14 protein-coding genes are annotated in these 25,688 nt (G+C 63.0%); 3 read left to right on the forward strand and 11 right to left on the reverse strand.

All coding sequences use genetic code 11. The features are described 5' to 3' along the window. Window positions 1–388: 388 nt before the first annotated feature. The 6 genes from LGH70_RS13025 to LGH70_RS13050 form a co-directional block, all read right to left on the reverse strand. A complete protein-coding gene (locus LGH70_RS13025; RefSeq protein ID WP_226186246.1) occupies window positions 389–2,416 on the reverse strand; it encodes a 7TM diverse intracellular signaling domain-containing protein in 2,028 nt (675 codons plus the stop codon). 113 nt (window positions 2,417–2,529) lie between these two features. Next, entirely contained in the window at window positions 2,530–4,416 is a 1,887-nt protein-coding gene (locus LGH70_RS13030) for a cellulase family glycosylhydrolase (protein ID WP_226186247.1), read from the reverse strand. Window positions 4,417–4,565: 149 nt separating this feature from the next. Next, window positions 4,566–8,858 carry an Ig-like domain-containing protein gene (locus tag LGH70_RS13035; RefSeq protein WP_226186267.1) on the reverse strand — a complete coding sequence of 1,431 codons (4,293 nt, stop codon included), beginning with the start codon at window positions 8,856–8,858 and terminating at the stop codon, window positions 4,566–4,568. Window positions 8,859–9,513: 655 nt separating this feature from the next. Further along, a complete protein-coding gene (locus tag LGH70_RS13040) occupies window positions 9,514–12,864 on the reverse strand; it encodes a T9SS type A sorting domain-containing protein (protein WP_226186280.1) in 3,351 nt (1,116 codons plus the stop codon). Window positions 12,865–12,896: 32 nt separating this feature from the next. Further along, entirely contained in the window at window positions 12,897–13,508 is a 612-nt protein-coding gene (locus LGH70_RS13045; protein ID WP_226186282.1) for a carboxypeptidase-like regulatory domain-containing protein, read from the reverse strand. A gap of 371 nt (window positions 13,509–13,879) precedes the next feature. Further along, the gene (locus LGH70_RS13050) at window positions 13,880–15,412 is read right to left on the reverse strand and encodes a M28 family metallopeptidase (protein ID WP_226186285.1); all 1,533 of its coding nucleotides are present in this window, start codon (window positions 15,410–15,412) and stop codon (window positions 13,880–13,882) included. 289 nt (window positions 15,413–15,701) lie between these two features. On the opposite strand from LGH70_RS13050, the gene LGH70_RS13055 reads away from it, so the two are divergent. Next, entirely contained in the window at window positions 15,702–17,786 is a 2,085-nt protein-coding gene (locus LGH70_RS13055) for a tetratricopeptide repeat-containing sensor histidine kinase (protein WP_226186288.1), read from the forward strand. On the opposite strand, the gene LGH70_RS13060 is transcribed toward LGH70_RS13055, so the two are convergent. Continuing rightward, window positions 17,783–18,319, reverse strand: coding sequence for a GNAT family N-acetyltransferase (locus LGH70_RS13060; RefSeq protein WP_226186291.1), 537 nt, complete (start codon window positions 18,317–18,319; stop codon window positions 17,783–17,785). The two genes, LGH70_RS13055 and LGH70_RS13060, sit on opposite strands and share 4 nt — an antisense overlap. Before the next feature lie 65 nt (window positions 18,320–18,384). Between LGH70_RS13060 and LGH70_RS13065 the strand changes: the two genes are divergently transcribed. Together LGH70_RS13065 and LGH70_RS13070 are read left to right on the forward strand one after the other, a co-directional pair. Further along, on the forward strand, window positions 18,385–19,350 hold the full coding sequence (locus LGH70_RS13065) for an ABC transporter ATP-binding protein (protein ID WP_226186294.1): 966 nt from the start codon (window positions 18,385–18,387) through the stop codon (window positions 19,348–19,350). Next, a complete protein-coding gene (locus LGH70_RS13070; protein ID WP_226186295.1) occupies window positions 19,338–20,909 on the forward strand; it encodes an ABC transporter permease/substrate-binding protein in 1,572 nt (523 codons plus the stop codon). Before LGH70_RS13065 ends, LGH70_RS13070 begins: the two co-directional genes overlap by 13 nt. A gap of 50 nt (window positions 20,910–20,959) precedes the next feature. Here LGH70_RS13070 and LGH70_RS23855 read toward each other — a convergent pair whose 3' ends face one another. From LGH70_RS23855 to LGH70_RS13090, 4 genes are read right to left on the reverse strand one after another with little or no spacing between them, the layout of a single operon-like run. After that, a complete protein-coding gene (locus LGH70_RS23855) occupies window positions 20,960–22,195 on the reverse strand; it encodes a sensor histidine kinase (protein WP_226186296.1) in 1,236 nt (411 codons plus the stop codon). Window positions 22,196–22,207: 12 nt separating this feature from the next. Beyond that, window positions 22,208–22,651, reverse strand: a complete 444-nt coding sequence (locus LGH70_RS13080; protein WP_226186297.1) for a response regulator — start codon at window positions 22,649–22,651, stop codon at window positions 22,208–22,210. A gap of 3 nt (window positions 22,652–22,654) precedes the next feature. Next, window positions 22,655–24,973: an ATP-binding protein gene (locus tag LGH70_RS13085; RefSeq protein WP_226186298.1), complete on the reverse strand. Its 2,319-nt coding sequence runs from the start codon at window positions 24,971–24,973 to the stop codon at window positions 22,655–22,657. Beyond that, the gene (locus LGH70_RS13090) at window positions 24,955–25,521 is read right to left on the reverse strand and encodes a biliverdin-producing heme oxygenase (protein WP_226186299.1); all 567 of its coding nucleotides are present in this window, start codon (window positions 25,519–25,521) and stop codon (window positions 24,955–24,957) included. Before LGH70_RS13090 ends, LGH70_RS13085 begins: the two co-directional genes overlap by 19 nt. Window positions 25,522–25,688 lie beyond the last annotated feature (167 nt).

Below are 25,688 nucleotides of genomic sequence, written 5' to 3' on the forward strand. Positions count from 1 at the left end.
CAAACGTCTGCGTGACACGGGCCAAGCCTAAGCGCCGCAGGAATACGGAGGTCCTGGCTACTCCAGTAGGAGCTGCCAAGGAGGGGTAGGTAGTCGTCATTTTGCTGGGGGGAATACCCAAAGATATTCTTCCTTGTTTGGGAAATGCAATAGCAAAAACCCTTCATACAAGCTGAAAACAAGGTTTTTTCACCTACTTCACATCGTGATTATACACTTACCACACACGCCGAAAACAGCTTTATAGCCTAATTATGACTTCAGCCCGGTTTTCGCAGCAAATTGTACTTACGGCTAAAAAACAATGAAAAAAGCGGCCGTAAAGCCGCTTTTTTCGAAAATAAATTTGTCCTGTCATTCGATTTGTGCTGCAAACGTTTGCAGCTACTCACGAACGGACCGATTCAACGGCCACCTGGTCTTCCTCCACGGTCGAGGTCGAGTCGAGCAGGACGTGGGTCCAGCCCTCGTTTTCGTCGTAATCCGGAGCCAGCCGGCGGCGGCGCATGGCCTCCAACACCTTCTGGCTGAAGCTCCAGCAGGTACCCTGGCGCAGCTCCAGTACCCGGGAAAGCTCCTGCGATGAGTAGTTACCTTTGTGAGTGTAAATCAGGAAGACAGCGTAGAAGGCCTTGATAATGGAGAACTTACACTTCTGCAGCATCGTGTAAGCCGTAGCCGACTCCACGTAGCGGCACTTGGTGCAGCGGCGGGCATGGGCCTCGCGGGCGTCGCAGTACTTCTCGTGCCCGCACTTGCGGCACCGGTAGCCCTGGGCCCACTTCAGGTCGGCCAGGTAGCTCAGGCAAGCGTCCTTGTCGGGGTAGATCTGGCTGAACTCGCCGAAATCAACCTCTTTCGACAGCACGCGGGCCGTTTGGGCTTCCTGCAGGTCGCGCTGCAAGTCGGTGTTCAGCTTCTCGATGGCTGCCGACTGCAACGCCAGCAAGCCGTTGGCCTGCAGCAGCTCCCGGTTCTGGGCCACGATGGTTTCACTCTGCTGGCGCAGTTCCTCGGTGCGGCGCGCCACCTGGGCTTCCAGCTCCGAGTTGAGCTGATCTTTCAGCTCCTGGTTCTGGTGCAGCTGCTCCACCAGCCTGTCCTGCGCTAAATGCTTCTTGCGCAGCTGCTTCACCAGCTTTTCCTGGGCCCGAATGGTGGCATCTTTGATACCCTTTATCTTCTCGCCCAGCGCATACGACAGCACGGCTACTTCAAACACGAAGGCCACGTTCATGCTGTAGACGGTGAAGGCATTGTTGAAAAAATCGACTCCTAACTTTCTGGTAATCAAAAACAATAAGCTAACTACTACCCCGGCCTGGGCCAGCAGAAAGATGCGGGCCGGCCGGAAGCCCTGCCGGTACACCTGAATGGCAGCGTAGTAGAGCAACCCGTACGGGAGCAGATACAGCCAGAAGCTGAAGCCCGACTGAATAAACATCGTGTCGAGTAGCAGCAGGCCGGCGCTGAGCAATACCACCAGGCGCACTACCGGGTCGAAGCGGGGTAGGCGCTGGGGCGCGTCCAGGAAGTGGCGGGCATAGTAGCCGAAGGTGAGCAGCAGCAGAATGGGTGCCCCGGCGTTGACAATCTGGTTGAGCCAGGGCAGCTTCGGCCAGATATATTCGAAGCCCAGCCCGTCTTCGGACAGAAATAACAGACTGCAGCTCAATACATAAGCCACGTAGCGCAGGTAGGTTTGCTCCCCGATGAACAGGAAGATAAATAGGTTATACACCACCATGATCAGCAGCACGCCATAGAAGCCACCGAGCATGCCGTACTCGCTCTGGAAGTGCGACGAGAGCATGGCCTCATTGCGCAGCCGCCCCAGAAAGCTGGTTTTGGAGCTTGACTTCAGCCGCAGGTAGTACGTCTGGGTCTGGCCCGGCTGCAGGTGGAGGCTGAACAGAAAGTTCTTGTAGGAATACGGGCGGGTGGCAAACGGCAGGTCGGCGCCGGTGTGCACGGCGGCGTATTTGCCGGCTGTGTTGGCCCCGTAGAAGGTGAGGTTGTTGATGTGCGAATCGAACATCTCCAGGTACCAGTGATGCTCATCGGAGTCTTCGATTCGCACGTTAATACGCAGCCAATACGCCGATTCGGTGTTTTCGATATTGCCGGCCAGCTTGCCGCCCGAGGTTACGTCGCCCGACTGGAAACGGCTGCCCCAGGTCGGGCTCATCACATCCTGCAGGGTGAGCCGGCCCGAGGGGTCTTCGAGCACCGCGTAGCGCGAGGGGTCGACGTACAGCTCATTGATGCCGCCATTAATCCGCAACGTGTCTTCGCGGGGCGCGGCCCGGCCGGGAGTTGCAAACGTGAGAAAAAGCAGGCACAGGTAGCCTAATACACGCCAGCCCAAGGAGCCGGCAGCCTGAAGTCGGGGGAATTGGTGGGTGTAGGGCCTCATGTAGCTCCCAATTTAAGGAAACGAACGCAGGGCTACCAGTAGTGCCGTCGGAGGCCGGAGCCTTCGGCCTGATGCTCGCATGCGGAGGCGGCGGCAAACCGGCTGGTGGGCGTTTATTGCCCTCCCTGAGTTGTTGGGGTGGTGGAAGAAGGAGTGAATTGCAGCCAGCTCACGCTGGCGCCCGGCTGCTCGACGTAGAGCTGCAGGGTATGCTGGCCGGCCGGCAGCACGGCCGTAGAAACCGAAACGGTGGTCCAGGCGGCGGCTGGGTCGGGCGTCACCGTCAGACTGCCGACCTCTTTATCGTCGAGCCGTACGGTGAGCCGGGCCGGAGCCGCCGCGTCATTTTTCACGCGGGCCTGCAGCAGATAAGCCTCGGGCTTCGCCACGGAAACCGTGTAGTTTATCCACTCGCCGGCGGCCATATCACTGATAGCAAAGCCGTTGGAAGGCTGGTCGGCGACGCGCTGAATGTCGATACCATCGTTGCGGCAGATGCTGCCGTTGTTGGTCGGGGCTTCCTTGCGGTAGTCGATTCGCTCGGCGTAGGCGTCGTGGTAGGCTACGCCGTTGCGGCCCATGTCGTAGTCGGTGGCGTGAATGGTGCCGGGAATACGGAGCGTGGCGAAGGGCGTGCGGGCCGTGGCGGGGCTGGTAAGTGCGGCAATAACGTCGCGGTTGGGCACGCACTCCTTGAACTGGATATTGCGTAATAGTGCCGTACGGCCCTCCGGCGTGAGGATGCTGCCGTAGTGACGCACGCGCAGCAGACTGGTCACGCCTTCCACCCGCTTCAGGTTCCAGTGGCACCAGCCAATCTTCTGCGCATTAAGCCCTTGCACGGCCCCGGCAAACCACTCGTTCGAGTTTTCACCGGTTTCACCTACCCACACCGGCACCTGCCACTTGTCGCGAAAGGCGGCCAGGTTAGCCAGCAGATTGATCTGGTTGGGGTTCGGGTCGGCGGCTTTCGGGTCGTTGGGACACCAGTAGCGGTGGGCGTTGTAGACGAGGTTGCGGCGGTCTTTAATCCGGAGCTTGTCGGGGGTCAGGTTAGTGTATTCGTTGCCGTAGCCATTGCCTTCGAGCAGCAGCAGGTGCTGGTCGCCCTGTGCCCGCACGGCATTGATCAGGCGGCTATACAACACATTTATTTCGGCGTTGTCATTCGATAAGCCATTCTCCACGTTGACTTTATGCGGCTCGTTGATGAAGTCGTACATAGCCACGCGCGGGTCGTGCTGGTAGCGGGCGGCCAGCTTTTCCCAGAGCCGCACGGTAATATCCTGGTAGATGAGGCGGCCTTTGCTGTCTTTGCGCTTCCACAGGTCCAGGGGCACGAAGTTGTCGTTGATGTTGCGGTCGAAGCCCTGCCCGCCGGGGGCCGCGTGCAGATCCAGAATGACGTAGAGGTTGTTGGCCGCGCACCAGCTCAGCACCTGGTCGATGAGGCGGAAGCCGTCCAGATTTTGGGGGTCGGTGAAAAGCTGATTCTGGTCGTACCAGCGCGTGAGGCTCTGCACGTAGGCTTCTACGGTGCGCGGGTCGCGGGGCCGGCGGCTCACGTTGTTGCGCGCCACGCGCTGCTCCCGGGTCAGAAACAGGTCGTAGTGAAACGGCAGGCGCACGCAGTTGAAACCCTGAGCGGCAACGAAGTCAATGTCGGCCTTGGTGACGAAGCTGGCCCGGTACCGGGCGTAGAAATCCTCCAGCTCCTGGTCGGACATGGTGCGCAGCAGCCCGCCCCGAATGCGGGCCTGGGAGTCGAGCGTATCGGTTTTGAGGATGTAGCTTTCCTGCAGCAGCCAGCCGCCCACATTGAAGCCCCGCAGCACGATTTCCTGGCCGCCGGCGTCCACAATTTTGCCGCCCTGGGCCCGTAGCAAGCTCATCTTCTGGGCCTGAGCTAGGCCGGAGGACCATAGCACTACCAGCAAAAGCACCGGCAGCAGCCAGCAATACAACGGCCCGCGCCGGCTCAGTACATCACGCTTTTTCATATCTATTTGGTTTCGTAATCAAGGCTGGAAATAGAAACGGGACGGGAATATCCCGCCCCGTTTCGGTGAAGTCCCACCCAGGGTCTTCACCTCTCCCATTTACTACTGTGCAGCGCGGCCGACCGTATGCATCATGGGGCCGGACACGCTTAATTCTTGATAATTTTCTGCACCTCTACCCCGCTGCCGCTGCGTACGGTGAGGACGTATACGCCCCCGGGCAGCGTGGCCAAATCCAGGCTGGCACTGGTAGTGCCGGCCATGGTAGCCGCGGTGCGTACCAGGGCGCCGCGCATATCCGTCAGCGTCAGGGTATGGGCCGAAGTACCACGCAGCTCTACCAGCAGGGTGTTTTTCACCGGGTTCGGGTAAGCGGCGCCGATGAGGATGTTGCGGGCGGGAGCAGTGGCCAGCGCGGCCTGGGGCGCGGCGCAGGTAGTGCCCACGGTGTAGCTATGCGGAGTGGCGCTAGAGTTGCGCTCGGCCATGGTAGTGCCTACCCGGTAGGTGAAGTAGAACGACAGCGCCGCGCCGGCCGCCTGGGGCTGCGAGAACGTGAAGTCGGAGCCGGCTGCTGTCATCTGGTAGCCCGCGTAGCCGCCGGTGCCTACTTTCACATAGAGCAGGGCCATGGTGCTGCCCGCAATGGGGGCCAGGGGAATAAACTTCCAGCTCACGGTGCCGTTGCTGGTGCTGATTTCGTAGCGGTAGTCGCCGCTGGCTACCGTGCCGCCGCACACGGTGCTGGCCGTGCCGGCTGGGGTGCCGTACACTTCCAGCTCGTAGAGCGAGTAGCCGTAAGTAGTGCCGCGGGCCGTGCCGTAGATGCGCACGTAGCGGCCCGCCCCGCTCAGGCCGGTGTGGTCGTTGGTCAGGGTAGTGTTGCCGGTCACGGTTTTGACGGTAGTCCAGGCCGCTGCGTCGTTGGATACCTGCACCAGGTAGTCTTTGCCGTAGGCCGCTTCCCAGCTCAGCTTCACCCGGCTCACGTTGTAGCGCGCCCCCAGATCCACATAAATCCACTGCGGGTCGGCGAAGGCGCTGGCCCAGCGGGTAGCCGCGTTGCCATCCACGGCCAGGGTCCCGCCGGTGGCTGTATTCTCGGTGGAGGAAGTCGTGGTGGGCTTGTTCAACGCCAGGTTGGTGCCGCTCGTGCCGCCATTCACCGTGATGCTGACGGCGGCGGAAGTCGTGACGGCGCCGGCGTTGTCGGTGGCTTTGGCGGTCAGGGAATACGTGCCGGCCCCTACCCCACTCCACGAGAAGCTGTAGGGGGCCGTCAGGTCTTCGCCCAGCTTGGTAGTACCCTGGAAGAACTCGACTTTGCTCACTGTTCCGTTGGCATCGGCAGCGTTGGCCGTAATGGTTACGCTGGCCGGGGCCGTAAACGTGGCCCCGTTGGCGGGGGCCGTGATGCTCACCGTCGGGGGCGTATTGCCGGCCGCGTTTACCGTTACGCTCACGGCCGCGGAAGTCGTGGTGGCGTTGGCGTTGTCGGTGGCTTTGGCCGAGAGAGAGTACGTGCCCGCCGCCACACCGGCCCAGGTGTAGCTGTAGGGGCTGCTGGTATCGGTGCCGAGCAGCGTGGCGCCGTTGTAGAACTCAACTTTCGCCACCGTGCCATCGGTATCGGCGGCAGTGGCGGTAACGGTGATGCTGGCCGGAGCCGTGAAGGTGGCGCCGCCGGCCGGGGCCGTCAGGCTGACGGTGGGCGGCGTGTTGGTGGGCGGCGGGGTGCCGGTTTTCACCAGGCTGCGAATGTTGTCGATGTGGTAGACGTGGCTGGTCGTCGAGTTGGGCGCAAACAGAAACACCATCTTGTCCACGTCCGCATCGGGCGTGCCGGCATCGGGGGCGCTGGCGAAGGTGAAGGTGAGCGTGTGCCAGGCGTTGGTTTGCTTCACGGCCGCCTGATAGATGCTGTGGCGCCCCGTGGGGTAATTGCCCGTATTCGACTGCGCCACGTTTTCCAGCTGGCAGGAAACGACTGTGCCCACCGGCGCCGTGGTGTAGATGTCGATGGCAAAGGCTTTGTCGCCCTTCTTATACGCCGCGCCGTCTTTCACTAGGTTGTTGCGGAACGACAGCACATCGTAGGTGGCCGTGGCGTTGCGGGCATAGCGACCCACGCGGGCCGACGCATTCGGGGCCACGGCGGCTGGGTTGGCTACCGTGGGCGTGTAGGTGCCGTCGGCGCTGAGGAACGTCAGGTTGTGAGTGGCCTCGTAGTCTTCGAACATGGTGCCCGCCGTGTAGGTCGGGGGAGCCGCGTACTTGGCCACCCGGATGTTGTCGACGTAGTAGGTGGCGCCGGTCAGGGAGTTGTTGGCAAACAGGAAGGCCAGCTGGTCGATGCTCACGTTGGCCGTACCCGCGTCGGGGGAGGAAGTGTAGGAAAAGGCCAGGGTTTCCCAGGCGTTCTGCTTAGTGGTGCGAGCCTCGTAGCTGCTGTTGCGGCCGGCCGGGTACGCAGTAGCTGCCGCGGCCTTGTTCTGCAGGTTCAGCACCACGGGCGTACCCACCGGGGCCGTGCTGTACACGTCCACCAGAATCTGGTTGGTCTGGTCCTTGAACAGGCTCGCATCCTCGATTACGCTGCCGGGTGTACCGGCCGTAAAGAACAGCACGTCATACTGTTCGGCCGCATTGCGCACGTAGCGGGCCACGCGGGCCGAGGTGTTGGGCGCTGTGGCGCTAGGGTTGGCAAAGGCCGGAGTGTAGGTGCCGTTGGTCAGCGTGGCATCGAAGGTCAGGCGGCTGGTGCCATCGTAGTTTTCCAGCACGTCGGTGGCTACCACGGGCTGATCCGGCTTCTTTTTAACCAGGATGTTGTCGAGGTAGAACGTGGCGCCCGAGGCAACGCCCGGCTGGAACAGGAACACTACGTTGTCGATGTCATACACGCTGGTACCGGCATCGATAACCTTCTCAAAATCAAACTCTAGCGTTTCCCAGGCATTCTGGCGGCTGGTGGTGGCAGCATAGGAGCTCTGGCGGCCCGTGGGGTAGTTGGTAGACAGCACCGTGCGGCTGTTTTCAAACTGCATGGTGATCTTGCTGCCTACCGGTGCCGTCGAGTACACATCTATGTACACCTTGCGGCGGCCGGCGGCGAAGTCGGAAGCGTTGCTGACGGTGAGGCCCCGCACGTACAGCACGTCGTACTGCTCGGCGCCGTTGCGCACGTACCGGCCCACTTTGGCCGAGGTATTCGGCGCCGCTGCCCCGGGGTTGTTCACCGCCTGCGTGAGCACGCCGGTCATGGTGCCGTAGGTCAGCACGCGGTTGGCTTCGTAGTCTTCGTACACCCGGTCGAGCAGCAGCGGGGCACTGACCGTCACGGCTTTGGTGTAAGTGGTAGTCGTGCAGTTGTTTACCGTTACAGTAGCAGCTACAGTACCGCCCGTCGTGCCCCAGTTCACCTGAATGGAGTTGGTACCCTGCCCGCTGCTGATGGTGGCGCCGGCCGGCACCGCCCAGCTGTAGGTGGCCCCGCTGATGGCGTCGAGGCGGTAGGTTTTGCCCTGCTCGTTCTGGTATACCTGCGCGTCGCCGAATACGGCGTAGTTGGAGGGCCCGGTATATACCCGCACGTAGTCGACCTGGGTGGTGGTGGGGTAGTCGGAAGGCGTGGCGTTCTGGTTGCCGGTAAAGGGCGTGCCGGGGCCGCCCACGGCGGCGTTCAGCATGATGTAAAAGTTGCCGTCGTTGAAGGGCCAGCCGCCGCCGAAAGTAGTTTCGGGCGAGGCCGTGTGGTAGAGGTTGCCATCCATGTACCACTTAATCTGGTTGGGGCTCCACTCAATGGCATACACGTGAAAATCAGCCGATAAGTCGACCGTGCCGCTGTACTCCCGGCCGGTGTAGTGCCAGCCGCCGGCGTCGTAGTGAATGGTGCCCGCCACCGACTTGGGGTTCTTGTGCTTGGCCTCCATGATGTCGATTTCCCCGGTGAAGGGCCAGTTGCTGGGGTCGGCCAGCATCCAGAAGGCAGGCCATACGCCCTGGGCCGAGGGCAGCTTCATGCGCGCTTCGATGCGGCCGAACTTGAAGGTTTGCAGGGCCCCAGCGGCGGTTTTGGAGAACAGCTTGGCCGAGGTGTAGTTGTATGTGCGGCCGCCCTGCACCGAGTTTTCGTAGCGGGTGGCAATGTTCAGGTAGCCGCCCGTCACGGTGGCGTTGGCGGCGCGGTACACCTGCAGCTCGGCGTTGCCGAAGTTGCACAGGCCAGTTTCGCAACCGTCACCTTCGTACACGCGCCACTTGCTCAGGTCGCCGGCCGTGGTAAACTCATCGGCCCAGACCAGCTGGTTGCATTGGGCCCAAAGCGTGGCGGGCGTGAAAAGCAGACACAGCACCGCCAGCAAAAGCCGTGGGCTGTTCAGTATCCGTACGGCAGACGCCGGCTGGGGCGCCCGGGATGGGTAAAACGATGTTCTCATACTGCTTGAGCTGGATTGGTGGGGAATCAGCACCAGGGCACGAGCGTGCCACGGCAGCAATAGGTGGGATGAGAAGGGGCAGGAAGGAAGCGGAGCGGGTACGGGTGGGCCCGGAAAGCCCAGAATGCAGTGCAAAAACGCGGGAGCCAGAACCCGGGGTGCCAAGGCCGCTGGTAACAGCCAACAGCTACCGGTCTAACGGTATAGCCAGGCTCCACAAACGTTTGCGGCGGATCAAATATTCAGACGTTGTTTGGGAAATGCAAGCCCAAAAACCTGCATTTCTGCTTGTAAACCGGGTTTTTAAACTTGCATCACAACATGTGTATACACTTATAGCACACGCAAAATTGGCTGTGCTTCCTATCAGCCACCTTCGGGCCTTAGCGGGCCGCCCAGATAAAAAACAATGTAAAACCGGCCGGGGCGGCCCAACTTTTATTCAATTTTCTCCGGGTTGCCTTGGTTTCTTTGGTCACTTGCCACGATGGGCCGCGCCCAGCCGCCAGGGCGCGTAGCTGCGCACCGGACCGAAGGCCGCCTTGGTGCAGAAGGCTCTACACCAGCCGGAACTGGTAGCGCCCAGGAGCCGGAACATAAAAAGGCCGGCAGGAAAATTCCTGCCGGCCTTTTTCATTCGCCGCAAGCCGTAGGGCTAGTGCTGAATGCTGATGTTCTCCTGCAATACCTCGTCGCCCTGAATTACCTTGATATGGTAGAGGCCGTTCGGGATTTTGGAGGTGTCGAGGCGCAGCTCACCCTGCTGGGTTTGCTGGGCATTTACCTGCTTGCCGCGGCCATCGTAGAGCTCCACGCGGAATGCCTGGAAGTCATACGCCTTGCCGGGGGCACCGGCGGCCTCGGCCTCCGTCGTCACCGCCGTGCGGGCCGGGTCTTTCGAGGTCACCAGCAAGTAGTTGTCCGATGGGTTAGGATAGAGCGAGATGCGCTGGGCCGTGGTGGCTTCGCGGGCCATGCCGCCGCACTTGGGGTTCACAAACTTCATGGCGTACTTGTGGGCCGTTACCGGCAACACGCCCGAGCAGCTGCTGCTCACCGATACGTCCACGGTTACTTCCGTCGTGTACGCATCCAGACGAACCTCCACGTAGGTGCGGCCGTTGTAGGAAGGCACTGGGTAGCCGTCAATTGCCCACTGGTAGTTGGTACCAATATTGGAACCGGAGGCCGTGAAGCGGTAGGTAGCGGCGCAGGCCGTAGCGTTGGAGGTCGTCGTAGTCAGGACCACGGAACTGCTGGAGCACGAGGGGCCGGAAGTACCGCAGGCCAGGGTGCCCAGGTTCAGGGCGGGGTTGGCCGAAGACGTCACGCCCGGATTCACGGTGTATTGCCCGCCGGACGCTACCACGATGCTGGCCTGGTTTTCCACGCACAAGAAGGCGCCCGACTCCACGATTACCTGCCCGTACACGTTCAGGACAGAGCCGGCGCGGACCACCAGCGTGGCGCCCGACTTGATGCGCAGCACCGAGCCGGCATTCACGTCGACGCGGCCGCCGGAGCGCAGGTCGAGCAGGCTGCGGGTAGCCATATTCAGTGAGGCGGTGTAGGTGCTGTTCACGCCCACGGCGAAAATACCGCCGCTGTTGAGCTGCACCACCGTGCCGCAGTTGGAAGTATACATTTCGAAATTGCCCACCGGGGGCGCCGCCTGCGTGGCCGCCGTGCCGCCGTTTACCGGCAGGTAGCCGTTGTTGATGTACAGCTCTCCGCCGCTGTTTACCTGCACCGAAGGCAGCAGGTGGCGGTAGATGTTGCCGAAGTTGTAGATAGTCGACAGGCTCTGGGGCAGGGCGTGGTTGGACTGGGCCAGCTCGTTCAGAATCCAGGCGGTGTTGTTGCTGTAATACGACGCGTTGCCCTGGCCTGAGCTGGTGCCGTTGGTAATCTGCACGTGGGGCTCGTTCACGTCCGGGGCGAAGTAGGCGTCGAAGGCGTACTTGGCGCGGTTCGGCACGGTCGGGTCCGGAATGTTGGTGCTGAGGTTGTAGTTCAGGTTGGCGCTGCCAATGGGCCCCGAGGCTACCACGTCCAGCACGCTGGTAGTGGGCATAAAGGTGTTGGATTCGAAGCCGTTGTTGAAGATACCCGACTCGTCGCGGGCAATGCCACCGGTGCGGTAGGTGGAGCCGGGCGCGGTGTCGTAGGCCGGCGTCGAAGCCGAAACCTGCTTGTAGTGCCAGTTGAAGCTATAGGGCTTCTGGTAGCGGAACACCACGTTGTGGTTGCCCCTGGACGATGCGCCGGGCAGGGCATAGGAGTAGCCTTGGCCCGTAATGGCCAGCGCGGGGTTGAAGCTGGTGTCGATGCTGAGCAACTCACAGCCGGGCCACATGCCAGGCTGCTGGGTGGCCTGCTTGCTGCCGTTGGCCACGGCCACGCGGCGCATCAGCGAAGGGTAGCTGTTGGCCGAGCTCTGCCAGGCCTGCCACTCGTTACGGTACGCCATGGCCGCGCCGTCGTCGAAGTGGTACACCAGCATCTGGCGGGCAGCGGGGCGCAGCAGTTTTTCCTTGACGTCACGGGCACTGCCGGCCCCAATCCACACGTCCGACAGCCGGTCGAACATGTGCTGAATACCGATTGGAATGTTGGCGCCACGGTGGGGCGAGTCCATCGAAACGTAGAGCTTGGCGTTGTGGCAGATGTTCTGCTGCTCCATCCAGGCCAGGGCAAAGCGCGCTACCTGGCCGCCCATGCTGGCGCCCATCACCACGCTTTCCTGGGCATCGGCGGTGCGGTTGTTGGGGTTGTTGATGTAGTCGAGCAGCTCGACGAGCACCATGGCGTTGTTCTGAATCAAATCAGCGCCGTCGGTAAAGTCCAGAAAAACAACGTCGTAGCCTTGCTGCGTGAGTTGGGTGCGCAGGGCGGGCAGCATCTCCAGGGCTTTGTATTCGCCATTGTAATCCACCATCTCATTCCAGCCGGCCTCGCCGTTACGGAAGATGCCCAGTCCCGTCAGGGCATTGGCACCTGACCCGCAAGATGCCAGCTGAAACGAAGACAGGCTGATCGGGCCCGTCGTGGCCGGCGCGTAGTTGTCACACTTCGACCCGGCCCGCTTGCGTTCAAAGTCAATGCCTTCCACAAATACCATGGGCTTGCGGAACTTGCCGGTCGTGTTGCCGGCGCCCCATTTCACCCAGCCCATGGCCCGTGAACGGGCGTAGCCGCCCCAGCTGCGGGACGAGGCCAGACCCAGAGCTACGTCGGGCAGCATTGAGGCCCCGCGGGCCTGGCGCACGGCCGTTACGGCGTAAGCGCCGGCCGAATACACCGTTACCTGCTGCTGATCAGTGGTTGTGGTCAGGGCATCGGTACCGCGCGAGTACACCTCCGGGTTGTTCCAGACGGCAGGCATAGCAGTGCCCATCTGCAGCTGCTGCCAGCCCGTGCCGGCGCCGGTATCCACCCACAGGTCAGCGGGCTTGGTGGCATTGTTGGTAAAGTAAAACTCGGGGCCGATATAGAGTTCGTAGCTGCCGGTGTAGGTTTCGATGGGCAGAGCCGAGGCAAATATCCGCCCCTGGGTGTAGGGGCTGCGGCTCAGGTCAGGACCATCGTACACCCGCGCCTGGAGCGAGTCGACGGTAATCAGCTTCTGGGCAGCAGCATCGGGCAGCAGCTTGTCGTAGGTGTAGTCGAGCACCAGCAGCGGTACCTGGCCGTTGGCAATCTTGCCGTTGATCTGCTCGCGCAACGCACTGAGGGTGGGCAGGTTGGTCTTGTTCAGCGAGGCCTGGTAGAACTCGGCGTACTGCTGCTCCCAGTTGGCGTAGCTGTTGGTCGCTTGGCCGTTGCCGGTAAACTGCTCGGGCTTGCTCACCGGTAGCGTCAGGTCGTAGAGCACCCCGGTCTTAATGCGGTTGCGGTCCAGCGTGCTCAGGCTGCTCTGCAGATCCTGCGACAAAGAGGTTGCTTCCTGCGCCCAGGAGGCCAGGCTAAGTCCCAGCAGGGACATAATCAATAAAGCTTTTTTCATAAAAATAAGTGGTAGAATAAAATGAGTAAAGGTTAAAATCGAATAGTTATGGATAAGGTATCTAAAGCCGTAACGCGCACCTGCTGAGCCCCATCCGTGCGCCGGCCGGTCGTATCCCGCACCGACCAGGCAATGTAGCGGGGCTCCCGGGCATCGATGCGGCGCACGTAGGTCTGGCTGGCCGGCGCGGCAAACTCATCGGCCGGCCCGGCATAGCCCGACACGGTCAGCCACACCCGGCTGCGGGGCGGCTCGTCGAGCAGGCGAATGCGCAGGTAGGCCGGGGCCTGCACGGGTAGGCGCAGGTTGGCAGCGGGCTGCCGGCGGCGCACCGTGGGGGCTTCCCCCCAGATGGTGTAGTACCCCGGCGGAGCCGTGGCCAGCAGCAGGTAGCTAGCCGCCGGATCAGGCAAAAATGCAAAAGAGAAGTTTCCCTCCGCATCCGCCGTGTGCGGTTCCGCTACGGCTGCGTACCCGCCAGCACCCAGGCCGCTCCCGCGTTGGGCATACGCCTGCACGGTCGCGCCGCCCAGGGCCTGCCCGGTATGCCGGTCGACGACCCGCCCTGATACGCGCAGCAGCTTGGCCGGAAAGAAAGGGAGTGTGCAGCCGCTCAGCAGCACCAGCCAGAATAGGCCGGACACGCCAATAAAGCGCCAAATAGCTAGTAGCAAGACAGATAAAACCGATAAAGTATAGCCAATAACAGATCAGCCAGGCCCATTAGCCCGACAGCATAGCAGTAATGGTAGTAGCAGGAACAGGAAGTGTAGCGGCGTTAAAGAATAGTGACGATAGAGATTAAATAACGGAGGGTAAGCTAATGGTACAAACGCAAACGAATAGTAGATAACAAGGGGCTTAGCTATAGTGGCTTTCCCGAGCCCGGCGAGAATGCAGCCGCAAGGTAATAGGTATATTTATAATTCAAAATAAATTTTCCGACCCCTTGGCAAGTGGCAGCCTTCTTACCAGGAAGCTACCCGAAACGGGTGGCCGGCCAACGGCTTCATTGCTAACGTTCCAGCTTGGCGCCGGGGTCGACCGTCACGCGCTGAGGGGTGTTGGACACGGCCCAGCCCGTGGCGTACATCCAGCGGGTCATGCGGGCCAGCTTGGTGATGTCGATGCGCGAGGCCTCGTCGCGGGGCGTGTGGTAGTCGGGGTGCAGCAGCGTGGTGAAGAACAAAGCCGGAATACCGGCCCGCACGTAGGGCACATGGTCACTGCGGAAATACCAGCCTTCCGGGTGCTTGGGGTCATCCCAGGAAGTGTCGATAACGAACTTGGCAAACTGCCGGTTGGCCTGCAACGCCATATCGACCAGGGCTGTGGAGTTGCGGTGCGGACCGGTGGAGCCCAGCAGCGCCGCCGAATCGGGGGCGTTGCGCCCGATCATATCCGCGTTCAGTACCGCTACAATCGACGTTTTGGGCACCGTGGGGTGCTGTGCATACCAGCGCGAGCCCAGCAGGCCCCGCTCCTCGGCCCCATGCCACACAAACAGCGCCGAGCGTTGGCCCGGCCGCTGCTTCCAGGCCCGCCCGATGGCCAGCACAGCCACGCTCACAGTAGCGTTGTCGTCGGCCCCGTTCCAGATGGAATCGCCGGCTACTGGGTCGCCGATACCGTCGTGGTCGTGGTGGCCGCTGAAGAGTACATTTTCCTGCCGCAGCGCTGCATCAGTGCCCGGCGCCCGGGCAATAACGTTGACCGACGGGTAAATAAAGGTATTCAGGTCGAGGTCGGCCTTCACCCGCGCCTTGCCGGTCTGGAGTGGGGCGCCGGCCGCCTGGCGCAGCAGCAGCACCGGCACGGTGGGCGCGGCCGTAGCCATGGCAGGCAGCTGGTACACGCCATCCTGGTAGCGGTGCCCCACAAAGCCCAGCTGCGGCTCGGCGGTGTTATCGGCTACCAACAGGATGCCGGCCACGCCCTGCCGGCGCAGCACCGCCGTCTGTTGGTTCAGGGCCGCCATAATATAGCGGAAGCCCCACAAACTCATTTTGGGCGCCGGCAACGGCCGGGGCGGCAGCAGCGTCATGGCCACCACTTTGCCCCGCAGGCTGGTTCGGGCGGTGTCGGCCAGGGCGCTAAGCCAGGTCACGGGCGCATCGAGGCGGGCTTCGATGGGGGCCGTCACCCAGGCCTGCTGCCACAAAGCCACCGGCTGCCCGTTGATCTGCAGGCGGGTGCTGGCAGCTACCGTGAGGCGGCGCAGCGGGTAAAACTGGAAGTAGGTACCGTCGTCGCCGGCCGGCTCCAGCCCGATCTGGCGGGCCCGCTCGGCCACCCACACGGCTGCCCGCAGCTCATCGGCGGTGCCGGCCCGCCGCCCGCGCAGACTGTCGCTGGCCAGCTCGAACAGGTCTTGGCGCAGCTCGTCTTCCCGGATGGCAGCAAAGGCGGGCGGGTCGGTGGGCGCCGCCGTGGCCGTGGTAGCAGAAGAAGCAGGCGGACGGGTGCAGCCCAGCAGGGTGGTGCCGACTACGAAGAGTACGGTCAGAACCGGCCGTAGCGGTGCCGAAACGAGTAGGTGTTTTTTCACGGGAAGCAGATCAAAGCCAGCGGCAGCGGTGCCCGACAGGCTGGGAAGCTACTATACTTTTACGGTGGCACGAAAGTTTAGCCCACTGGCCGCGGGCCGGCACCGCCGATGAGCTGCGGGCGGCCGCATTTCCGCGCCGCCGCACCGCCACGCCCGGGTGGGTTTGGGCCGGTGAATTACCTTGTTGTTTGGTGAACCTGAGAGCCCTTAGCCACCGCTTCTGCGCGGCAAATAGCTAGGAGCCTGAAGAATATATTATTTCACTAATAGTTGTTTCTTACTTTTGTGCATGCGGAAACTGCTTCCCGTACTATTATTAGGCTACTGTGTCTTCTTCGCCACTTCACTCCGGGCCCAAAGTCCGCAGACGCGGGTGCTGCGGGCGGCACTGGCCCGGGCCACCGCCGATACCACGCGGGTGCTGCTGCTGGCCGATCTGAGTGCCACCTACCGCTACTCCCGCTTCGACTCGGTGCAATGGTATGCGCGGCAGGGCCTGGCGCTGGCCCGGCAGATTGGCTACACCAAAGGCGAGGGCCGCTGCCTCTCGCGCCTGGGCATTCTGATGAGTGAGCGGGGTAATCTGCCCCAGGCCCTGCGCATCGACTTGCAGGCCCTGCAGCTGCACGAAAGCAGCGGCGACCAGGAAGGCATGGCCCGCACCCTCAACCAGATCGGGCTGCTCTACCATTCACTGGAAGACTACCAGCCGGCCCTCTCCTATTACTTCCGGGCCCAAAAGCACTACGAAACCGCCAAAGTCGACGACGATTCCCAGCTAATCAGCGTGCTCACCAACCTGGGCGCCAGCTACGAAGGCCGGGGCCAGCTCGATTCGGCCGAGTACTTCCTGAACCAAGCTTACGCCCTGACGCGCAAGTCGCGGACGGTGCACCAAAGCTGCTGGGGCAACCCGCTGCCCTACGTGCTGCGCGAGTTGGGCTTGCTGCACGCCTCCCGCGGCCAGAGCGCCGAGGCCCTGGCGTATTACCGACGCAGCGCCCAGGCCGCGTTTCCGGAGCACGACCTGCGCAGTGCCTGCCGGGCCTATCAGTACATGGCCGAGCTGTTTCGCACCCAGCGCCAGACCGATTCGAGCGTGTACTACGCCCGCAAGTCGCTGGCGCTGGGCCAGGCGCTGCCCTTTGTGATTGGGGTGGTGCATACCAGCAAGCTGCTCACCAACGCCTTCCAGGCCCGGCAGCAAACCGACAGCACGCTAAAGTACATGCGCGTGATGGTGCAGGCCCAGGACAGCCTCTATAATCCGCACCGCATCAAGCAGGTCGATGCCATTGGCTTTGCTGAGCAGCAGCGCCTGCGCGAGCTGGAGCAGGAGCGGCTGCAGTACCAGGCCCGCACCCGCCTCTACATTCTGATTTTCGTGCTGGGCAGCCTCGCGCTGCTGGCGCTGCTGCTGTGGCGCAACAACCGCCAGCAGCAGCAGGCCAATGCCCGCCTTTCGGCCCTGAACCAGGAAATAACCCAGCAGAAGGAGGAAATCACCAGGCAGCGCGACAGTCTGGGCCGGATGCTGCACGAGCTCAAAACCACGCAAAGCCAGCTGGTGATGCGCGAGAAGCTGGCCTCCCTGGGGGAGCTGATGGCCGGGGTAGCCCAGGAGATTCAAACGCCCGTCAGCAACGTGAAAAACCTGGCCGCCATCAGCGACGACCTAATTGACAAGCTGCGCGTAGACCTGCGGCGGCTCGGGCTGGAAACCGATGAGCTCGGCACGGCCTGGGACAACCTGCAGCTGCTCAGTGACTATCAGCGCAACATCGTGCGCTCCAGTCAGCGGGCCGCCTCCATTGTGAGCGGCATGCTGGAATACTCGCGCAACAGCCCCGGCCCTCGCCAGCTGACGGATGTAAACGCCTTCGTGGAAGACTACCTGCGCCTGACCTACCACGACCTGCGCTCCAAGAACCGCAGCTTCTCCGCAGCGCTGCTGCCCGCCCTCGACCCGGCCGTGGGCAACCTCTCCATCATCCGTCACGACCTGGGCCGGGTACTCATCAGCCTGTACACCAACGCTTTTCAGGCCGTGCAGCAGCGCCAGCAGACCAAGCAGGACGGCTACGTGCCCCAGGTGGCCGTCAGCACCCGGGCCGCCGCCGACCACATCGAAATCCGGGTGCGCGACAACGGCCCGGGGCTGACGCCCGAACAGCAGGCGCGGGTGTTCGAGCGGTTTGCGGCCCCGCGTGCCCCCGAGGAAAGCTCCGGCCTGGGCCTGGCCCTGAGCTACGACCTGATTACCAAAGGCCACGGCGGCACGCTCACGGTGGAAGCCCAGCCGGGTGAGTTCACCGAGTTCGTCATTACTCTGCCCCTGAACCTGCCGCCGGAACCGGGCGCGCCGGCCGCTTAAGCACCGGCGGCGGGCAGCGGCTTTTCCAGCACCAGCAGCTCCAGGGGCTGGCGCGGAATTCCAAACCGCGGGTTGTCGGGAAAGGGCACGGTTTCGCCGGTGCGCCGGTAGCCCTGCCGCTCGTACCAGGCCAGCAGCTCGTGCCGCACCGATATAACCGTGATTTTCATGCGGCTAGCCCCCTGCCGCTGCGCGTAGGCATCGGCGGCCTGCAGCAGAAACCGGCCGATGCCACCGCCCTGCTGCGTGGACCGCACCGAGAGCATGCCCAGGTACATGGCGCCGGCCTGCCGCTGCAGATACACCGACCCGACCAGCACGCCGGCCTCCGTGCGGGCCATCAGCAGCGTCGCGCCGTCGGCCCGCAGCATTTCCTCCAACGATTCGGCGTCGATGCGGGGGCCGTCGAGCAGGTGGGCTTCGGTGGTCCAGCCCTGCTTCGAGCTTTCCCCGCGGTACACGCTGTTGACGAAGGAAGCCAGCTCGGCCACGTCGGTGGTTGCGGCGGGCGTAATGGTCAGAATCGGGTTCATAGCACAAAAGTATACCTTGGCGGTTGTTGAGCTGACTTGTTCCGTTCCTCCCTTTCTCTGTCTACATGCCCGAATCTGTAACGCCGGCCATTCGCGTGGCGCACGCCCATAAGCGCTATGGGGCCCACGCGGTGGTGCAGGATGTGTCGTTTGCCCTGACGCCCGGCGAAACCCTGGTGCTGCTTGGGCCCAGCGGCTGCGGCAAAACCACCCTGCTCAAAATGCTCAACCGCCTCGTGGAGCCCGACGCGGGTACTATCGACATCAACGGGCGGGACGTGCAAACCCAGCGCCCCGAGGAGCTGCGGCGCGGCATCGGCTACGTTATTCAGCAAGTAGGCTTACTGCCACATTACACTGTGGCTGAGAATATTGCCGTGGTGCCGCGCCTGCTGGGCCAAGCCGGGGCCGCCGTGCAAGAGCGCACTACTGCCCTGCTCACGCGCCTGCATCTGCCGCCCGAGCGCTACGCCGGCCAGTATCCGCACCAGCTGAGCGGGGGGCAGCAGCAGCGCGTGGGGTTGGCCCGGGCCCTGGCCGCCGACCCGCCCATCGTATTGCTCGACGAGCCCTTCGGCGCCCTCGACCCCATTACGCGGGCCGGCATCCGGCGTGAGTTTCGGGAGCTGGAGGAGCTGCGCCGCAAAACCGTGGTACTCGTAACCCACGACGTGACCGAAGCCTTCGAGCTGGCCGACCGGATTCTGCTGCTCAACGCCGGGCAGGTACAGCAGCTGGGTACCCCGCGGGAGCTGCTGTTTCGGCCCGCCAACAACTTCGTGCGGGGGTTTTTCGCGGCCGAGCGGCTGGCCCTGCAGCTGCGCACCCTCACCCTGGCCGATCTGCAGCCCTTCTTAGCGGCGCCTGATCCAGCGGCTACCACTCTTTCGCCCGCCACGACGGTGCAGGAAGCCCTGGAAAACCTGACGCGGACGGGTAGTGCTCAGGCCCGCTATTCATTTGATCTGGCCGAGCTGATGGCAGCTTTCGGACGAGCCTTGCAACAGGAGGAAGCCGCATGGAAACCATAACCGGGCTGCTCACTTTCTGGCAAGCCCAGGCCGGCAAGCTGGGCGAACAAACCCTGCAGCACATCGGCCTCACGGCGGCTTCCCTGCTGCTGGCCGTGGTGCTGGGCGTGCCCCTGGGGCTGCTGCTCACGCGCCGGCCGCGCTGGGCCCCGGCCGTGCTGGGCGTGGCCGGCGCCCTACAAACCGTACCCAGCATTGCCCTGCTCGGCTTCCTGATTCCGTTGCTCGGCATCGGCCCCAGGCCCGCCATTTTGGCCCTCTTTCTTTACTCGCTGCTGCCCATCATCCGCAACACGCTGGCCGGTATTCAGGGCGTGAGCCCGGCCGTGGTGGAAGCCGCCCGGGGCCTGGGCCTCACCGACGGGCAGGTGCTGCGCCGCGTGGAGCTGCCCCTGGCCCTGCCGGTCCTGTTTGCCGGTATCCGGACTGCCACGGTGATTAATGTGGGCATGGCCACGCTGGCCGCCTACGTGGCGGCGGGCGGCCTGGGCGAGTTTATCTTTGGCGGTATTGCCCTGAACAACCCGGTGATGATTCTGGCCGGCGCCCTGCCTGCCGCGGCTTTGGCCCTAGCCTTCGATGCCGCACTGGCCGGGCTGCAGCGCCTGAGCACCCGGCGGCTGGTGCGCGTGGGCGCAGCCCTGCTGGCAGTGCTGCCGCTGCTGGGCGGGCTGTATCTGCTGCCCCGGGCGGCGGGCAAGCTGCTGGCTGGCTTCAGCCCCGAGTTTGTGGGCCGGGCTGATGGGCTACCGGGCCTGCGCAAAGCTTACCACCTGCGCCGCCTGCCCAGCGTGGTGCTGGCCCCGGCCCTGGTGTACGAGGCCGCCCGCCACCACGACGTAGACCTGATTGACGGCTACTCCACCGACGGCCGCATCCGGGCCTACGACTTGCGGGTGCTGCACGACGACCGGCGCACGTTTCCACCCTACTACGCGGCCCCGGTGGTGCGCCCTGCGCTGCTGGCCGCTCACCCCGAGCTGCGGGGCGTGCTGGACCAGCTGGCTGGGCAGATTTCCGATTCGGTAATGACCAACCTGAACTACCGCGTCGACTACCTGCACCAGGAGCCCCGGGCCGTGGCCCATGCCTTTCTGCGGCGGCGCGGCCTGTGGAAAGAGCCCCGCCCCCAAACGCCGGGCGCCGCCGTGGTGCGGCTGGGCTCCAAGATTTTTGCCGAGCAGTATATTCTGCTGGAAATGTACGCGGCCCTGATTCGGGGCAATACCGGGCTGGCCGTGGAAACCAAAACCGGGCTGGGCGGCACAACTATCTGCTTCGAAGCCCTGCGCACCGGTGCCATCGACCTGTACCCGGAGTATACCGGTACGGGCCTGCTGGTGCTGCTGCAGCCCTCCCCCGCCGTCCTCGATTCGTTGGGCGGGCGGCCGCCGGCCGTGTTTGGCTACGTGCAGCAGCAGTTTCGGCGGCGCTACGGGCTGGAGTGGCTGGCCCCGCTGGGCTTCAACAACACCTACGCCCTGCTGATGCGCCAACGCCACGCCCGGCAGCTCGGCATTACCTCTATTTCGCAGCTGAGCACCTACTTGCGGCAGTAACCCGGGGCTTCCTCTCAACTTCTGAATTGCGCGGCATGGCGCCCCTAGCACTACGGTTGGCTGAGGTAGATGCGGAAAAGGGTGCCGACGTTCAGCTGGCTTTCTACCTCGATGCGGCCACCCTGGGCCTGCACCAGCCGGTTCACCAGAAACAGGCCGACGCCCGTGCCTTCACCGGCTTCGGGGTGGAAGCGCCGGAACAGGTGAAACATCTCCGTTCCGTGCTTTTCCAGGTCGATGCCCAGGCCGTTGTCCTGAATTTCGATGATGGACTGCCCCGACGCCTGACGACTTCTGATGCACACCTGCGGGGCACGTTCAGGGTGCCGGTACTTGATGGCGTTGGCCAGCAGGTTCAGCAGAATGGTGCGCAGACTGCTGCGCACGGCCACTACCTCGGACTGGGCGGCAAAGTCCGTGTCGACAGAACCGTGCACCGTGAGTAGCTGCGGGCGCAGGGTCTGGAGCACGTCGGCGGTAAGGTCGGGCAGGGAAACGGGCTCGGTGCTCTGCTCGCCCGTGGCACGGTCTACCTGCACCACGGCCGACAGATCCGTCACGGTGGTAGTCAGGTCGCGGATGGACTCGTCCACAAGGCGCAGCAGCTTGTCTTCCTCCGGGTCGTCGAAGGTAGCCGTGCGGCGCATCTCGTCGAAAAGGCCACGCAGGTTGTTGATGGGCTGCTTCAGGTCGTGGGAGGCGGCGTACACGAAGTTGTCCAGGTCGGCGTTGGTGCGGGCCAATTGCTGGTTGCGGGCCTCTATTTCCTGGTTGGCAGCCAGCAGCTGGGCGTTGGTTTGCTGCACCTGCTGGCGGGCCTTGGTCAGCTCGTCGAGCGAGTCGCGCAGCTGCTGGTTGATGGTTTGGAGCTGCCCGTGGTAGCGGGCCACGTACTGGCGCCACTCGTTTTTCTCAATGGCGTGCAGCACGGTTTTGCTGAGCAGCTCCTGGTCGAAATGGCCCTTTACCAGGTAGTCGAGGGCGCCTTCGTTGAGGGCGCGCACGGCCAGGGCCTCACTACCCCCACCCGTAATCATGATGACGCACAGCGAGTCGGGCCCGGTCAGCTGCTTCAGATCGTTCAGCAGGGTCAGGCCGTCGGTGTCGAGCAGGTTATAGTCCAGCAGCACGCAGTCGGGCCGCAGGCGCTGGAATTGCGCCAGGCCTTCTGCCCCCGAGGCAGCCTCCAATATTTCCAACCGCTCAAACCCCATCTGTTTGCCCAGATAGCGCTTATACAACACCCGGTCATGCTCGTTGTCGTCAACGAGGAGGATTTTTTTCACGCGCGCAATAACCTAGTGGGTCAGGGGGAGTTCGGAGGTATTCAGCCAGTAGCGCACCAGCAGCCGGGTTTTTTCTTCCAGAGCTGCGTATTCCATCGGCTTGGTCAGGTAGCTGTTGGCGCCCAGCCGGTAGCAGTCCTCAATGTCGCGGCTGCTGCTGGAAGTGCTGAAGATAATGACTGGAATTGACTGCAAACGTGGGTCGCGCTTCAGGGTTTCGAGCACGGTGCGGCCGTCGGTGCCGGGCAGGTTCAGGTCGAGCAGCACGAAGGCGGGCAGCACCTGGGGCCAGCTTTTGTGCTGACCGTAGCCCTGCAGGTATTCCAGGGCCTGGTCGCCGTCCTCGCAGCGCAGCAGCTGGTTGGGCAGGGCATGCTTGCGGAAGGCCCGGCCCAGGGCCGTGAAGTCTTCTATACTGTCTTCGACCACCAAAATGGGCTTGTGCGTATCGACCATGGCTTAGAGGTGCTTAGAAAGTGAGAAATAAAAGGTAGCGCCCTGGCCCAGAGCCGACTCCACCCACAGTTCGCCGTCGTGTTTGCCTACCATCTTGCGGGCTATGGCCAGCCCCGCGCCCGTGCCGCCTCCGTACTTCTCCTGGGCGTGCAGCCGCTTAAAGATCCGGAAGATGGACTCGTGGTGCTTCGGGTCAATACCAATGCCGTTGTCCTGCACGTAGAATACGTAGAAATCGTGGGGGTGGCCGGTGCCGCGCGGGCCCCGCGTATCGGCGGGGGCCAGGCCCACACGAATTACCTTCTCCGTGTCGTCGCTGTAGCGCATGGCATTGGTCAGCAGGTTGTTGAACACCTCCCGGATGCGAATCGGGCTGCAGCGCAGCGTGGGCAGCTCATCCAGGATGCTGACGCGGGTCTGGGTTTGCTCGAAGCGCGGGTGCAGCAAGTCGATTACCTCCTCCACCAGCGCCTGCACGTTGGTTTCCTCCACCACTATTTCCTGGCGGCCCACGCGGGCCAGCTGCAGCAGCGACTCGATCAGGGACTCCATGCGCTGGCTTAGGCGCACCAGTGTTTGGAGGCGGCCGGCGCCTTCCGTGTCGAGCTTATCGGCGTAGTCTTCGAGCAGGAAGAGGGAGTAATTATGAATGCCGCGCAGGGGCTCTTTCAAATCGTGGGAGGCCACGTAGGCAAACGAGTCCAACTCGTCGTTGCTGCGCTCCAGCTCCGAGTTAAGGCGGCTCAGGCTGGTGGCGCGCGCCTGCAGCTCGTTGAAAATCTTGAGGCGCACGTCGGACAAATGCAGGCGAATTTCCTTGGCCGCCTCAATTTCCATCGGCAGCCACGGCGCCGACGTGTTCATTACCGTCTGGGCCCAGGCCTCAAACGACTGCCGGGGCGAGAGGCGCAGCTGCCCGTCCTGCATAATCTCGGCTTTCTGGCTTTGCCCGGCCCAGGTCACGGTCTGAATCTGCTCGGGCCGGAACCAGATGATGTAGTCCAGGGCATCTTCGGCCAGGGCAATGGCAATCAGGCCGCTGGCCGTGCCCCGGATGGCCATGCCCTGCTCGGGGTTGTGGCGCACGTAGGAGTCGGTGTAGAAAACATCCTGGGGCGCGTTTGCCCGCAGCCACTCGGTCAGCTCCAGAATCTGCGCCTCGGTGGGCGTGTTGCCCAGCGTGATGATGTCGCCGTCGAAGCAGATGGCCGCCCCGCCGCAGTCGAAGGCGTCGCGAATGGTAGGCATGCGCTGGTAGAGCCCCTCCACGAAGTTGCTGTGGTGGCGCACCAGGTCGAAAATCTGGGCCTGGGTCTGGCGAATGTGGAGCTGGTAGGCGGCGTCTTCCTGCTGCTGCTTGGTGGTAAGCAGAGCCGAGAAGGTTTTGCCGATAAACAGGCAGAGCTCACGCAGCTCGTAGCTCACCAGGCGCGGCGTGAGGTGGTGGCAGGTAATCAGGCCCCAGAGCACCCCATCCTGAATGACGGAAATCGTCATAGTGGCCGCCACGCCCATGTTGCGCAGGTATTCCAGGTGTATCGGCGACACGCTGCGCAGCACGGCGTAGGTCATGTCGGGCGGGCGCGAGGCCTGCGGGTGCAGCACCGGCACCAGCTTGGCGGGCTGGTAGCTGGCATCGGGAATAAAGCGCAGCCAGTTTTTGAGGTACATGGCCCGGGCCTGCTGCGGAATGTCGGTGGCAGGGTAGTGCAGCCCCATAAAGGGCTCCAGCTCGTCCTGCTTGGCCTCGGCCACTACTTCGCCGCTGGCATCGGCGGCAAAGCGGTACATCAGCACCCGGTCGAAGCCGGTGATGTCGCGCACCTGGTCGACGGCCACCTGGCAGAACTCGCGCACCGAGGGGGCGCTCAGCAGCTGGGTCAGCGTCAGGTTCAGGGACGGCAGGTCCAGGACGCTGACTTCCGTATTGGCCACCGGCTCAAACTCGAGCCAGATCAGCTGGTCGTAGCGGTGCAGGATGATTTTGTAGAACGGCTGCTCGGCCACCGCATCAAGGCGGGCCCCCAGCAGCTTGGTGGCTTCGGTGAGGGAAGGCAGCAGCGCCTCAATTTCGGCTATAGTTGCCGCGCTCAACACCTTATCCAGGCCCGCGCCTATCAGCGCCTCGGCGTCCAGGCCAATGAGCTGCCGGGTATTTTCGCTGGCGTGCACAATGCGCCGGGTCTCGGGCTGCAGGCACAGCAGAAAGCCGTAGGGCTGCACCGAGCCGGGAATGTGAATAGGCTCCCGGTCACAGTTGGTAAGGGTGATGGGAGAGTTCAGCAGACTTTCGTCGCTGTAGATTAGGGTTTCTCGATCCACGCGTGCAGAGTTTGAAAAGTTGCCGCGGCCGAGGCCACGATTTCGGCTTGGTTGTCCTCGGTAGCCGCCTCGCCCAGCAGCTGGCAGAAGCTTTTCCAGAGCGGCCCGGTTTGCTCGCCGTGGCCGCTGAAGTAGGTGCGGGCCTCTATTCCGGCCTTACCCAACTGGCGGGCCAACACCTGCCCGCCCAGCGTGGAGCCTTCCAGTACGTACATGGCGCCCAACAGTTGAGCTGGCGTTTCGAGCGGCGGCATAGTCGGGCACAGGGGCAGCGCAGTAGCGCCCACGCCCAGGTCGGCAGGTATCAGGTGGGCGCGCTGCCGCAGCTCCGGCTGCCACTCCGGCCCCAGGCCGTGCTGGCGCAAATGGGCCTCGTAGGGCACCAGAAAGCCGTAGAGCTTGGCCAGAAACCGGTGGGTGGCTTGCGCAGTAATCGAATCGGCCTGCAGGGCCCGGTTGAACTCATTCTGCTCCAGGGCATCATGGTACGGCCGGGTTTCGGTGCGCAGCTGCTGCAGAATGGCCGGTCGATGAAGGGTAAGCGACATACGGTACGGAAGAGTACGAAAAGTAAATATACGGCAACATGAACGGAAATTCCGGCTGCCAAAGTTCACTACTGTTGAGGTGGCAGGTAGCCGGCGGCCCTGGCCACCCGGCCGCCGGCGGGGTCTTCCGGGCCAGATACTCTTGTGGTTAGCTGCCGTTTTCACGG

Origin of the sequence: Hymenobacter nitidus (genome assembly GCF_020447315.1) — a bacterium.
In the GTDB taxonomy this organism is placed as follows: domain Bacteria; phylum Bacteroidota; class Bacteroidia; order Cytophagales; family Hymenobacteraceae; genus Hymenobacter; species Hymenobacter nitidus.